The sequence below is a fragment of the Agromyces sp. NPDC029043 genome (assembly GCF_055564615.1).
Window position 1 is genome coordinate 19,022 of record NZ_JBVHVX010000017.1, and the last position, 12,604, is coordinate 31,625.

12 protein-coding genes are annotated in these 12,604 nt (G+C 67.2%); 8 read left to right on the forward strand and 4 right to left on the reverse strand.

All coding sequences use genetic code 11. From position 1 onward, the window contains the following. The first annotated feature begins 177 nt into the window (after positions 1–177). Both ACZ4TW_RS17900 and ACZ4TW_RS17905 read left to right on the forward strand, forming a co-directional pair. Positions 178–2,550: an arylsulfatase gene (locus ACZ4TW_RS17900; protein ID WP_465544857.1), complete on the forward strand. Its 2,373-nt coding sequence runs from the start codon at positions 178–180 to the stop codon at positions 2,548–2,550. A 121-nt stretch (positions 2,551–2,671) separates the two neighbouring features. Further along, a complete protein-coding gene (locus tag ACZ4TW_RS17905; protein WP_465544858.1) occupies positions 2,672–3,655 on the forward strand; it encodes a TauD/TfdA dioxygenase family protein in 984 nt (327 codons plus the stop codon). A gap of 26 nt (positions 3,656–3,681) precedes the next feature. Here ACZ4TW_RS17905 and ACZ4TW_RS17910 read toward each other — a convergent pair whose 3' ends face one another. After that, the gene (locus tag ACZ4TW_RS17910) at positions 3,682–4,233 is read right to left on the reverse strand and encodes a TetR/AcrR family transcriptional regulator (protein WP_465544860.1); all 552 of its coding nucleotides are present in this window, start codon (positions 4,231–4,233) and stop codon (positions 3,682–3,684) included. A gap of 73 nt (positions 4,234–4,306) precedes the next feature. On the opposite strand from ACZ4TW_RS17910, the gene ACZ4TW_RS17915 reads away from it, so the two are divergent. The 6 genes from ACZ4TW_RS17915 to ACZ4TW_RS17940 all read left to right on the forward strand — a co-directional run bounded on the left by ACZ4TW_RS17915 (position 4,307) and on the right by ACZ4TW_RS17940 (position 9,674). After that, complete coding sequence (locus ACZ4TW_RS17915; RefSeq protein ID WP_465544862.1) at positions 4,307–5,254, forward strand: ABC transporter ATP-binding protein; 948 nt, start codon at positions 4,307–4,309, stop codon at positions 5,252–5,254. Then, a complete protein-coding gene (locus ACZ4TW_RS17920; RefSeq protein ID WP_465544864.1) occupies positions 5,251–6,051 on the forward strand; it encodes an ABC transporter permease in 801 nt (266 codons plus the stop codon). The genes ACZ4TW_RS17915 and ACZ4TW_RS17920 overlap by 4 nt, the downstream gene beginning before the upstream one ends. 93 nt (positions 6,052–6,144) lie before the next feature. After that, entirely contained in the window at positions 6,145–6,816 is a 672-nt protein-coding gene (locus ACZ4TW_RS17925; RefSeq protein WP_465544866.1) for a response regulator transcription factor, read from the forward strand. Then, positions 6,783–8,060 carry a sensor histidine kinase gene (locus ACZ4TW_RS17930; RefSeq protein WP_465544868.1) on the forward strand — a complete coding sequence of 426 codons (1,278 nt, stop codon included), beginning with the start codon at positions 6,783–6,785 and terminating at the stop codon, positions 8,058–8,060. Before ACZ4TW_RS17925 ends, ACZ4TW_RS17930 begins: the two co-directional genes overlap by 34 nt. Then, positions 8,057–9,148, forward strand: a complete 1,092-nt coding sequence (locus ACZ4TW_RS17935; protein ID WP_465544870.1) for a hypothetical protein — start codon at positions 8,057–8,059, stop codon at positions 9,146–9,148. Before ACZ4TW_RS17930 ends, ACZ4TW_RS17935 begins: the two co-directional genes overlap by 4 nt. Positions 9,149–9,269: 121 nt before the next feature. Beyond that, positions 9,270–9,674, forward strand: coding sequence for a LuxR C-terminal-related transcriptional regulator (locus ACZ4TW_RS17940; protein WP_465544872.1), 405 nt, complete (start codon positions 9,270–9,272; stop codon positions 9,672–9,674). Positions 9,675–9,710: 36 nt separating this feature from the next. Here ACZ4TW_RS17940 and ACZ4TW_RS17945 read toward each other — a convergent pair whose 3' ends face one another. From ACZ4TW_RS17945 to ACZ4TW_RS17955, 3 genes are all read right to left on the reverse strand, one after another. Then, positions 9,711–10,658 carry a methylenetetrahydrofolate reductase gene (locus ACZ4TW_RS17945; RefSeq protein WP_465544874.1) on the reverse strand — a complete coding sequence of 316 codons (948 nt, stop codon included), beginning with the start codon at positions 10,656–10,658 and terminating at the stop codon, positions 9,711–9,713. A gap of 131 nt (positions 10,659–10,789) precedes the next feature. Further along, positions 10,790–11,359, reverse strand: a complete 570-nt coding sequence (locus ACZ4TW_RS17950; protein WP_465544876.1) for a type 1 glutamine amidotransferase domain-containing protein — start codon at positions 11,357–11,359, stop codon at positions 10,790–10,792. 58 nt (positions 11,360–11,417) lie between these two features. After that, entirely contained in the window at positions 11,418–12,548 is a 1,131-nt protein-coding gene (locus ACZ4TW_RS17955) for an NAD(P)/FAD-dependent oxidoreductase (protein ID WP_465544878.1), read from the reverse strand. Positions 12,549–12,604 lie beyond the last annotated feature (56 nt).

The following is a 12,604-nucleotide window of genomic DNA, read 5'->3' on the forward strand; positions in this document are numbered from 1 at the left end:
CGGGGGGGATGGGCGGAGTTCAATCTAACGGCGCTGCTGCACGGAGTATCGGGATAGATTCAGCAAGCCTTTAACCGGTTTTGCGCACGACGATCGGAAGTGTTGAACAGTGCGATCGGGCACCGCGAAGGTGGGGAGAAGCCCGCTCGCAAAGGCTATGTCTCGTAAAGGAACCCGATGCCGTCTGACAGCCAACCCCACGCCACCACCCCGCCGCCGTACGCGCGCGGGTACGAGGAGTTCGGTGGGACGGTGGGGCGGACGAGTTCGGTCTCCCAACCGTGGTGGCCGCAGGAGCCGACGGCGCGTCGGGGAGCGCCCAACGTCGTCGTCGTCCTGGTCGACGACATGGGCTTCTCCGACGTCTCCCCGTTCGGCGCCGAGATCGACACGCCCAACATCGATCGTCTGGCGCGCAATGGATTACGGCTCTCGAACTATCACACGACGCCGGTCTGCTCGCCGGCGCGGGCGGCGCTGCTCACCGGGCTCAATCCGCACCGGGCGGGGTACGGGAGTGTCGCGAACTCCGATCCGGGCTTCCCCGGGTTGCGGCTGCAGCTCGCCGACGATGTGCTCACCCTCCCGGAGATCCTGCGGGACAACGGATATGCGACGTATGCCGTCGGGAAGTGGCACCTGGTCCGCGATGCGGACATGGGGCCCGGCCGCACCCGCGCGTCCTGGCCGCTGCAACGTGGATTCGACAGCTACTACGGATCGCTGGAAGGGCTCAACTCCTTCTTCGCGCCGAATCAGCTGATCGCCGACAACTCCGTCGTCGACGTCGACTCCTACCCCGACGACTACTACGTCACCGACGAACTCACCGATCGTGCCATCGGCCAGATCAAGGCGTTGCGGGCGCAGGATCAGGACAAGCCGTTCTTCCTCTACTTCGCGCACATCGCGATGCACGGGCCGCATCAGGTCAAGGAGGCCGACCTCGCCAAGTACCGCGGCAGATATGAGGCGGGATGGGATGAGATCCGGCGGGAGCGGTTCGCGCGGCAGGTCGAGGCGGGCCTCTTCGATCCGGGCACGCCGATCGCCGAGCGCAATACCGAGCCCGGCTACGACGCCCCGCCGTGGGACTCACTGGAACCCGAAGAGCAGCAACGCTTTGCGCGGTATCAGGAGGTCTACGCGGCGATGGTGGACAGCGTCGACCAGAGTGTCGGGCGGATCGTCAACACGCTGGAGGAACTCGGCGAGCTGGATAACACCATCATCGTGTTCACCTCGGATAACGGGGGCACCGCGGAGGGTGGGCCGGTCGGCACCCGCTCCTATTTCGCGCAGTTCGTGCACAGCCCGGTCCCCGAGGACTGGGAGCGCGACGTCCCGCACGACGAGGAACTGATCGGGTCGTCGACGCTGGGTGTCCACTATCCGCGCGGGTGGGGCCAGACGTCGAACACGCCGTTCCGCTTCTACAAAGGGCAGACCTTCGCCGGCGGGGTGCGGGTGCCGTTCATCATCTCGTGGCCCGAGGGCATCGCGCGTGCCGACGACGACAACGGCGTTCGACGACAATTCGCCTACGTCACCGATCTCGCGCCGACGCTGCTCGATCTCATCGGCGCGCAGACGCCGACGCACCGCCACGGACGACCGGCGCAGGAACGAGACGGGGTGAGCATTGCCTCGGTGCTCGCGGATGCATCGGCCGAGTCACCGCGTCGGGAACAGTACGCGGAGTTCGGTGGGCATCGCGGGTTCTATCGGGACGGGTGGAAGCTGTTGTCCCGCAGCGAGAATCCTGCGCAGGTCGACGATCCGCGGTGGGAACTCTACGACGTCCGGTCCGATCCGGCGGAGACGCGCGACGTGGCGTCCGAGCACCCGGACCTCGTCGCTGAACTCGCTGCGGGGTGGGAGGAGGCGGCGTGGCGGAACACGGTGTTCCCGCTGTTCGACTCGCCCGCCGATCAGGCCCGACGCCGCCCGGATGAGGATCGCTACAGCGATCCGGTCCGGTTGCTCGCCGGCACACCGACGTTGGAGCGGTACCGGTCATCGCGGTTGATCGCGTACCGCGACTTCGAGGTGATCGCGGAGTTCGACGAGTGGGATGGCGCCGTCGCCGCGGGTGCGGCGGAAGGGGTCGTCGTCGCACATGGGGATCCGCAGGGCGGGTATCTGCTCGCGGTGGAGGACGGCGCCGTCGTCCTGGTGTACAACGCGTATGGCCGGGTCCAGCGGGTCAGCGCCGAGTTGCCGGCTCATGTCTCGCGGATCACGTTGCACGCCAGTGCTTCTGCGGATGCCCGGTGGGATTTCACGGTGTCGGTGACGACGGTGGACGGCGGGGCGTCGGTGGTGGCGAAGCTGGATCGGCAGGTGCAGTTGGTGGGTATGGCGCCGTGGACCGGGATCTCGGTGGGACTCGACGCGCGGGGCCCGGTCGATGCGGAGCTGCGGCGTCGTCGAGGTGTTTTCCGCTTCGGCTCCGCTCTGCGTGCCGTCACCTACCGCCCCGGCGACGTCCGCGTCCCCGCCGCCGCCCGCCGCGCCATCGACGCCGAGGCGGAGGCGTTGGCCGACTGACACCCACTCAGGGTATTTCTCAGCGTGAGGAATACCCTCGCGAGTCGAAAAGTCCAGTGGTGCACTGGGTTCGAACGATCTATACAGCCACCGCACGAATCGTACGAACAAGGAGAACCACATGACGCTGGCACAGGTGGAGGCACGGACGGACCGGGAGGCCCGGGCGCAGCAGGTGTACCGGGAGGCCGGGATCATCGTGGACAAGCTGTCGGAGAACATCGGTGCGCGCATCGGAGGAGTCACGTTGGGCGGCAATGTGCCGCTCGAGCAGGTCGAGGCGATCCGTTTGGCGCTCGCGGTGAACAAGGTCATCGCGTTCAGCGATCAGGGTCATCTCGACGACGGTGCGCAGTACGCATTCGCGTCGTTGCTGGGCGAGCCGACGGCTCCGCATCCCACGGTGACCTCGCGCGGCGATCAGCTGCTGACGATCGAGGGCGCGGCCAACAGCTGGCACAGCGACGTGACCTTCGTCGACCGGATTCCGAAGGCGTCGATCCTGCGTGCCATCACGCTGCCCTCCTACGGCGGTGCCACCACCTGGGCGTCGACCGTCGCCGCCTACGAGCAGCTGCCGGAACCGCTGCGCGCATTGGCCGAGGAGCTGTGGGCCACCCACACCAACCTGTACGACTATGTGTCGCAGAAGGAACCGTCGGGCGGCGTCGACGTCGCGGACAAGGCCGAGCACTACAGGGAGTTCACCAGCGACGAGTACCGCACGCTGCATCCGGTGGTGCGGGTGCATCCGGAGACCGGTGAGCGCAGCCTGCTGCTCGGGCATTTCGCCAAGGAGTTCAAGGACCTGAAGAGCTCGGAGTTCCAGTACCTCTACGATCTCCTGCAGGCGCGGATCATCAAGCTGGAGAACACGGTTCGCTGGAACTGGAGCCTGGGCGACGTCGTCATCTGGGATAGCCGCGCGACCCAGCACTACGGCATCGCGGACTTCGGCAACCAGAAGCGTCAGCTGCACCGCATCACACTCGCCGGCGACATCCCCGTCGATGTCGGGGGCCGGACGAGCCAGGTGCTGCAGGGAGACGCCGCACACTACTCCGGCATCGAGGCCTCCCGTCGCCTCGCGGTCTACGCCGACTGACGTCGCGCCTGCGCGCGGTGATCAGCTCAGCTGACCATCGCGCGCAGTGCCGGATCGCACCACGCATGCAGGAGCCGACGGAGATCGTCGTCGTCGCGTGTCGCTTCGGTGAAGAGCACGACCGACACGGCGAGCAGCGTCGTCAGCTCCGCGATGTCGTCCATGTGATCGGCGAGGCTCGGCTCGAGGTCGGCGATGGGCGTGAGCATCTCCCGGGTGACAGGTAGCGCGCGCGCCATCATGCCGTCGTCGAAGAGGGGATTGGCGGTCTGGTCGTGGAGGAGGGTGGACAGCGTCGGGTCACCGCGGGCGATGGCCCGGCCGGCGACGATCAGTTCGACGACGTAATCGGCCGGGGTACTCATGCCCGAAAGTCGCTCGCGGAGTTGATCCATCATGCCCAGGGTCAATTCGACGAAGGCCTGCGAGACCATGTCCTCGCGGGTACCGAAGATGGAGTAGACCGTCTGCCGGGAGACGTGCGCCTTCTCGGCGACGGCGGCAATCGTGATTCCCTCGAACCCGCTGTCGGCAATGAGATCGAGCGTCGCAGTCAAGATGCGGGTCCGTGATCTCATGCCCCTCATTATGGCTGTCGCCTAGGGTGGGTGAGGACGAACGAGAACACGCCCGCCACCCGAGAGGTCTGACATGTCTCCGCCGGCCATCGCGATCGACGGTCTCACCAAACGTTTCGGCTCGGTCACCGCCGTAGACGATCTGTCCTTCACCGTCGCCCCCGGCCGGGTCACCGGTTTCCTCGGTCCCAACGGCTCCGGCAAGACGACCACCCTGCGGATGCTGCTCGGGCTGGTCGCGCCGACGGCCGGTACCGCCCTCATCGGCGGGCAGCCGTACGCATCCATTCGCCAACCGGCACAGATCGTCGGGGCGGCGCTCGAGGCGTCGAGCTTCCACCCCGGCCGTACCGCGATCGGTCACCTCCGTGTGCTGGCACCGCAGGTCGGGGTCACCGATGCGCGGTGCCGCGAGGTCCTCGACTTCGTCGGACTCTCCGACGCCGTGGAACGCCGCATCGGTGGCTTCTCCATGGGTATGCGCCAGCGCCTCGGGCTCGCGACGGCGTTGCTCGGCGACCCGGACATCGTCGTCCTCGACGAACCGGCCAACGGACTCGATCCGCAGGGCATCGTCTGGCTTCGGCATCTGCTGCGCTCCATCGCCGCCTCGGGACGCACCGTCCTCGTCTCGAGCCACGTCCTCGGGGAGGTGCGCCACACCGTCGACGACGTGGTCGTGATCAGCGCCGGGCGCCTCATCCACGCGTCGTCGTTGCAGCAGTTCGAGTCGATGGCCGAGCGTGGCGTCGGTGTCCGGACGCCTGCCGGAGGAGGGTTTCGACGGCTCGCCGTCGAGCAGGGATGGCGGATCGCGCCGGGTGCCGATCCGGCGACGCTGCCGCCGGGGATCGAGGACATCTACGTCGCCGACGTCGCGCCCGCGCAGGTCGGCGCGGCCGCCTTCGCGGCGGGCATCGAACTGCACGAACTCACCGAGCGCGGCGCCGATCTGGAGACGGTCTTCCTGCGTCTCACCGCGCCGGCGGCAGGGGTGGCGGCAGCGGGGGTGCCCGCATGACGAGCGCACTGATCGCGGAGTACCGCAAGTTCTTTTCGACGCGGATGTGGTGGGTGCTGCTGCTCGCCATGGTCGCGTATCTCGGATTCATGGCGCTGGTCATGTCGTTCTCGATGACCTCGGAGATGCCCGGCGAACAGGGGCCACAACTGTCCGGGGCCGATGCGGCCCGCACCGTCTACTCGCTGACCTCACCCATCGGCTACGTCTTCGCGTTGGTCGTGGGCAGCCTCGCGGTCACCAACGAGTTCCGCCACAAGACTATTACGACGACGCTGCTCGTCGGCCCCGATCGCAATCAGCTGATCGGCGCCAAACTCATCTCGTCGATCCCGATGGGACTCGCCTACGGCATCGTCGCGACGGCGGCGGTGGTGGGCATCGGCGCGCCGATGCTGAGCTTCCTCGGCGACGGCGCGTTCCTCGGTGAGGGCGAGACCATCACGCTGCTGCTGTTCTCGGTGGTGGTATTCGTCCTGTGGACGGCGATGGGCGTCGCCTTCGGGACAATGGTGCCGAATCAGGTCGCGGCGATCGTGATTCTGCTGGCCTTCACGCAATTCGTGGAACCGATCGCCCGCGTCGGACTCGGTTCCTTCGACGCGACGTCGTCGATCGCGAAATTCCTGCCCGGGGCCGCGGCCGACGCCACGCTGGGCACCAGTTTCTACGGCGCAATCGGCGGGACGAGTGGTGATTTGCTATCTCGACCGACTGGTGTGCTGGTGATGATTGTCTACATTCTACTGTTCGCCACAATTGGCAGAATGACCACGTTCCGGCGAGATATTGCATGATTTCGCACCGAATCTAATCCCAAAAGAGGGAATTCCCTCACCCGAACAGCTCGTACTTGGACATCGAATGTGTACGTGATACATCATCGATATATGACTTCAGCGAATGTGGGGCCAGCTGAAGCAGTCATCCGGGTCGGGGTGGTCGACGATCACGAGTCGATCATCAGGGGAGTGCGCACGCTGGTCGACGAACAATCGGACATGCGATGTTCCGCGTGGGCGACGACGGTGGCGAGCCTGATCGACACCGGCGCACCCATTGACATCGCGGTCCTCGACCTGCGTCTCGAGGACGGATCGTCGCCCGAACAGAACGTCGAGGCGCTGCGCGAGGCAGGTGTCCCGACGCTGGTGTACACCTCCGGGGACGAGCCGTACCTGGTGCGTGCCGCGGCATCGGCGGGTGTGCTGGGGGTGCTGCGCAAGAACATGAAGGAACGCGAACTCGTCGACGCGCTGCGGCAGGCGGCGGCGGGCGAGCCCGTCCCGACGATGGACTGGGCCGCCGCGATCGACGCCGATCCCGGTTTCGTCGACCTCTCACCCCAGCTGCGACGGGTGCTGGAACTGTATGCGGCCGGCGAGTCCACCGCGGGTGTGGCCGCCGCACTCGGGCTCTCCCGGGAGACGGTGAGCGACTACGTGAACCGCATCCGGGCGAAGTACAGCGCGGTCGGGCGTGCGGCGCCGACGAAAGCGGATCTCTACAAGCGGGCGATCGAGGACGGATGGCTGCCGATTCCACGCCGCTTCCGTCGCTGAACAGCGGACCGATCCCGGCACTCAGCGAGACCGGCACGATCTCGTCGTTGACCGCCGTCGCCGAGCGGCTCGACGAGACGGCCGGTCGCAAACTCATGCGGCAGGCGTCGGTGTTCATGGGGATCGGCTACCTGACCTTCGCCCTGCTGCTCATCCCGACCATCCGCTCGTCCTTCGCGGTGATGGACGCATGGTGGAACGTTGTCGCCATCCCGTTGGTCTTCGGGACGGGAATCGCGATGGCGGCGTTCGGGTTCCGCGGTTCGGTGCGCACCATCAGGATCGTCGCCGCGATCGCGGTGATGGGGTATCTGATCTCGATCGCGCTGTGGTGGTTCGGCTGGAACGGCGTGCAGATCGACCTGAGCTCGGGGATCTGGCTGGGACAGCTGCCCGGGCTGATCGGTGTGGTCGCGGCAATCGGACTGAACCGGCCGATCCTGATCTTCGGCCTGCTGTGCGTGATGATCGTCGCCACCGACGGCATCAATCAGGTGGTGCGCACGCCGGCCATGAACATCCCGATGCTGCCCGATGTCGTGTGGTCGGTCGCCTACTGTCTGGTCTACTTCGCGGCGGCGGTGATGGCACTGCGCACCATCGAGATCTTCGACAAGGAACGCTCCGACGCATTCGCGACCATCCGGGAGACCGCGGCCGCATCGGCCCGCGCCGATGAACGACGACGCTTCGATCAGCTCACCCATGAGGCGGTCATGGCGACCCTGCTCGCCGCCGCGCGGCAGGGCCGCACCCCATATCTCGCGCTGCGTGCGCGTAGCGCGCTCGACGACATCGACTGGCTCGCCCGAGGCAACGCGGCCGAGCACCATCCGATCCCGGTGGGCATAGCCGTCGCCCAGATCCGTGCCGCTGTCACGATGCTGCTCCCACGCCTGAAGTTCGCCACCGACGTCCATCCCGACGACGCGTCGTCGCAGTTCCCGGTGGGTGTCATCCGCACGATCACCGCCGCCGCCGCCGAGGCGGTCCGCAACAGCAAACGGCATGCGGGACCGGATGCGACGGTGGTCGTGTCGGCGCACGCGGTCGCAGGGAATCTGCGTGTCGAGATCGCCGACAACGGTGCCGGATTCGATGTCTCCGCACTTCCGGGTGACCGGATGGGTGTGCTCGGGTCCATCCGCGGTCGCATGGACCAGTTGGCCGGCGCGGAGGCCGAGATCATCTCGGTGATCGGGCGGGGCACCGTCGTGCGGCTGTCCTGGACGGCGCCGTCATGACCGCCGGACCGGCCCGAATCCGGGACGCGCCGTGCGCGCCGGTGCCGCAGTCGCCGTCGAACCTGCTGGACCTGGTCGGGATGCGGTCCCGCGGGCTCTGGATGATCATCGGGTTCTTCTCCGTGGCGCTGGTCATCGTGGCGGTGGCGATGAGCCAGACGACGGTGCAACTCGTGGTGGCATTGGCGGCCGCCGGGATGCTGACCATCGCGGGGGTCATGCTGGTGATGATCCACGACGACCCGCTGCCGGTCTGGGCGACGACGCTGGTGGCGGTGACCGGACCGGTCGCCAGCGCGATGGTGCTCGCGGTCTCGGCCTATCCGGTGGGCTCGATGATGGTGTCCTGGGTGCACGGTGCGGGCACGGCGATGTGCTTCTTTCTCAGTGTGCGGGGCCGACGCGCGGCGCCCTGGTTGGGCTTCGCGGGGATGGTGGTGGTCTACGGGATCGCCGCCGTCGTCGTCGACGGTCGCTCGTTCCTGCACGGCGCGGGGCTGCTCGCCCCCGACGCGGCACCGCTGATCATGGGCATCTTTCTGGCCCACACGATCCGGCCCACCGCGGCGTCGGTCTTCTCGCTGCGGGAGAAGGCCACCGCGCGCATCGCCGACGCCTCCGCGGAGGAGGCCGCCGCCGACGAGCGGGGCAAACAGCTCCACGATCTCGATCAGCTCGCGCGGCCGATGCTCGTGCGGATCGCCGAGGGCGGTGATCTCACGGACGCCGAACGGTTCGAGAGTGCACTGCTCGAAGCGCACCTGCGCGACCGGCTGCGGGCGCCGATTCTTGCCACCTCCGAGGTGGAGGAGGCCGCGTACGCGGCGCGATCACGGGGTGTCGAGGTCGTCTTCCTCGACGACGGCGGACTGGGGGATCTACGCCCTGACGTGCCCGAACTGTTGACGGCGATCCGTGGTGTGGCCACCGACGCGCTCTCTGCGGCGACGTCGGGGCGGGTGTGCGTGCGGGTGTTGCCGCCCGGAAGAAAAATTGTCGCCTCTGTTCTCAGCGAGGATGACGGTGGTAGCGTGCGGCTGGAGGTCAGTGGGGAAGGTCTCGTTCACCGAACCATTTCGTTTGGCTAACTATGCCCCCCATGTGGATGGCACAGTAACTTGCGGCTGGCTGCACGACACAGAGTGTTCTAAGTTTTCTGGTAGCGGGGAGCGATCTGCACTATCGGAAAGGTTCACAGCTGTGACACTGATGAACATCGAGGAGCCGTTGGAGGCTGCCTCAGTTGTCGGGTCCATGGTGCCGGGAGGACATGTAGACGAGGTCGACAAGACCTCAACTCCCGAGCTCAGCGCCCGCGAGATCGAGATCCTCACCACCTGGCTGATCTGCGACACCAAGAGCGAGGTGGCCACGCGTCTGTTTGTCACGGGCGCGACGGTGCGCACGCATCTGGCCCGGATCCGCGTCAAGTACCGCGATGCCGGCCGCCCCGCGAACACCAAGATCGCGCTGCTGATCCGCGCGATCGAGGATGGCTACTGCACCCTTGACGGCATCGCGCGGAAGCTGGACTTCCATGCCGACCCCGAGGCGCCGACGGAGTCGGTGCGGCAGGTGACGCGTCCGGTGATCAGCGTGGTGCAGCAGCCCTGAGGCCCTCCGGGTCCACAGTGCCCGGTACCGGGCGGCTCACCCCGGTTCGTTTTGCCGCGGTTCGTCGAGCTGCAGTTCGTCGCGCAGTTGCGCGGCGAGGCGCACCGATGCCTCGATCTCGGTGCGTCGGTTCGACACGCTCTCCACGTTGAAGCCGAACGGTACGCCGAGGCGGCGGCAGAAGGCGATCAGTTCCCGTGCGATGACCAGCGCGTTGTCCAAGGACTCGGCGAGCGTGTCCGCGGCGTGCCGCAGATCGTTCTCCAGCCAGCGCGGCACGTCCACACCGAGCCAGCGCAGAAACTCCAGCGTCTTCATCGAGCCGCACACCGAGAGCGTGAAGATGACAGGCGCCGGGCGATGGCCGCGGGCGAGACATTCGTAGTGATAATCCGACACCAGGGTCTTGGCGGCGTCGACGTCGTAGATCACCTGGGTGATGAAGAACGAGGCCCCGGCCGACTCCTTCGCGAGGAGCCGCTCGTGCTCGTCGCCGTTGCGGGAGTGGCGCTCGGGGATGGCGACGCCGCCCATCAACAGGTCCGGCTTGATCTGCTCCCGAAGTTGTTGTGCCCGAGGCAGAGTCACATCGACGGCCTTCTCGGATGACGATGCGCCGACGAAGACGGTGAGGGCTCGAGAAGGGTCTTGCCGCTGCAGCCAGGTGGTGAGCGCCGGCTCGGCGTACTTGCCCACCGAGCGGTAGATCACGACGGGCGTGTGCCACGCGTCGAGGTGCTGGGCCAGGAAGTCCGCCGGGTCCATGGTGGGCAGGAAGGGAAACGGGCGCTCGTCGGGGTTGCGGTCGCTCTCGTCGTCGATGTCGTAGAGGACCAGGCCGTCGAGGTCCAGTCCGTCCAGCCGCGCGATGGTGGCAGCGGCGATCTCCGCAGCCTTCTCCTGGGCGGTGGCGAGGCGGGGCGGAGTGAGCGCGAACAGCAGGATGCCACTCCGCCGATCGCTGATCTGTTGCTGCAGAGTCACTCTCGAGACCCTACACGGCCTCGGGTATGCCAGAAACGTCCTGATTTCCGGCCGTTCTTCCTCGAAAACGCGCGACAGCGCCGATTTTCAGGACGATCCTGGCGTGCCGTGATGGATCGTCGGCCCCGCGCTCAGGCGTGCGCGGCGGCGCGTGCGACCTCGACGATGATGGTGGCGTCGAACGCCGCCAGATCATCGGGTTTGCGGCTGGTGATCAGGACGTTGCTGCCGTTGCGGTCCACCACGACCTCCTCGTCGACCCAGGTGCCGCCGGCGTTGACGATGTCGGTGTGCACGCTCGGCCAGGAGGTGAGGGTGCGCCCCTTGACGACGTCGGCCTCCACCAGCGTCCAGGGGGCGTGGCAGATCGCGGCGACGGGTTTCCCGGCGTCGAAGAACTCCTTGATGAAGCGCACCGCTGTGTCATCGGTGCGCAGGGCGTCGGGATTGGCGACCCCACCCGGAAGGACGAGGGCGTCGAAATCGACGATCGAGGCGTCGCCCACGGTGACATCCACGGGAAACGTGTCGGCCTTGTCGAGGTGATGGAAGGCCTGCACGGTGCCGGGCTCCGTGGAGACGAGACGCGGTGTGCCGCCGACGGATTCGACGGCCTGCCAGGGTTCGGTGAGTTCGACCTGTTCGATGCCCTCGGGTGCGACCAGAAATGCGACCGTCAGTCCGGTGAGTTCCTCTGCCATGGTGCTGGTTCCTCTCGTCGTCGAGATGACCCCCGTGACTCGACTGTACGCCGAAAGCTCAGGATGTCGACCGGCCGAGTTGCGCCTCGGGTTCGAAACCGTCGGCTACGACGCCGTCGACGACGGTCCTCGCCAGCGCCTCGCCGAGCACCGGCGCATGCTTGAAGAGGTTATGACCGGCGAGGGCGACGACATTCCCCGACTGCCAGATGCCCACGCCGTCGTCGCCCCACGGCAGCGTCGTGACCCAGCAGTGCACGATGTCGTGGGGTGTGGGATCGAGTCCGGGGAGTGCGGCGCGGACGTACTCGACGGCCTGCTCGGCGAACCGCGGGAGTGCGTCGGGATCGGTGAGCGCACCATCCTCGTGCGCTGCAACCCAATCCGAGGTTCCCAGACCATAGCCGGAGTCGTCGGGGTAGGCGGCAGCGTAGATGCCGGAGAACCCGAAGGCGTTGCTGCCGTCCTGCAGGGTGGGGAGTGTCGGCGTGGCTGGTGGCGGCGGTGATGCCGGCGCGAGTCGGTCGAATGAGACGCGTACGTGGGCGCCGAGGGTGACCGGGATGTCGACACCGAGACCGCGCATGAGGGGTGCGGTGCCCCGTCCGGCGCAGACGACGACCGCGTCATGAGTATTCATAGTTGTGGGGCAACGGATTTCGACGCCGGTCGGGACCTCACGGAGCGAGATGACCTGCTCGGTGACGATGTTCTCGGCGAAGCGCCCGGCGATGGCACTGATCGCGGCGCGGGTGAAGATCGACCCGCCGTCGGGATCGTGGACGGCCTCGCCGTCGTAGGGGGCGAGGGCGGGTAAGAGGTGCGCGAGCTCGTCGGGGGTAACGGGGCGCGCGCGGAGTTCGGGATGCTGCTCGAGGATCGCGAGACGGTTGATGGCGCTGGTGCCCAACGCTATTCCTCCTGCGCAGGACAGCAGCGGTACGTCGTAGAACTCCTCCCACGCCAGCCACTGCCGGCGGGCGCGGATGGCCAGATCGACCAGGCGCGGGTCGTCGTGGGCGTGGCGGAAGATCCGCGATTGCCCGGCCGATTGACCGAAGCCCGGTTGCCCGGTCTCGTAGATGGTGACGGTGCATCCCTGCTCGGCCAGGTGATGGGCGGCGGCCAGGCCCACGATGCCGGCTCCGATGACGGCGACGCGGGCAGAGCCTGCGGGTGAGGTGGACATACACCCGACGCTACGCGCGGAGCGTGCCCAGAGGTGGGGTGGGTTGGGGTCAGGGG

Coding starts and splice junctions, on each gene's coding strand:
- ACZ4TW_RS17900 (WP_465544857.1), top strand. CDS start 178: ATGCCGTCTGACAGCCAACCCCACGCCACCACCCCGCCGCCGTACGCG.
- ACZ4TW_RS17905 (WP_465544858.1), top strand. CDS start 2,672: ATGACGCTGGCACAGGTGGAGGCACGGACGGACCGGGAGGCCCGGGCG.
- ACZ4TW_RS17910 (WP_465544860.1), bottom strand. CDS start 4,233: ATGAGATCACGGACCCGCATCTTGACTGCGACGCTCGATCTCATTGCC.
- ACZ4TW_RS17915 (WP_465544862.1), top strand. CDS start 4,307: ATGTCTCCGCCGGCCATCGCGATCGACGGTCTCACCAAACGTTTCGGC.
- ACZ4TW_RS17920 (WP_465544864.1), top strand. CDS start 5,251: ATGACGAGCGCACTGATCGCGGAGTACCGCAAGTTCTTTTCGACGCGG.
- ACZ4TW_RS17925 (WP_465544866.1), top strand. CDS start 6,145: ATGACTTCAGCGAATGTGGGGCCAGCTGAAGCAGTCATCCGGGTCGGG.
- ACZ4TW_RS17930 (WP_465544868.1), top strand. CDS start 6,783: ATGGCTGCCGATTCCACGCCGCTTCCGTCGCTGAACAGCGGACCGATC.
- ACZ4TW_RS17935 (WP_465544870.1), top strand. CDS start 8,057: ATGACCGCCGGACCGGCCCGAATCCGGGACGCGCCGTGCGCGCCGGTG.
- ACZ4TW_RS17940 (WP_465544872.1), top strand. CDS start 9,270: ATGAACATCGAGGAGCCGTTGGAGGCTGCCTCAGTTGTCGGGTCCATG.
- ACZ4TW_RS17950 (WP_465544876.1), bottom strand. CDS start 11,359: ATGGCAGAGGAACTCACCGGACTGACGGTCGCATTTCTGGTCGCACCC.
- ACZ4TW_RS17955 (WP_465544878.1), bottom strand. CDS start 12,548: ATGTCCACCTCACCCGCAGGCTCTGCCCGCGTCGCCGTCATCGGAGCC.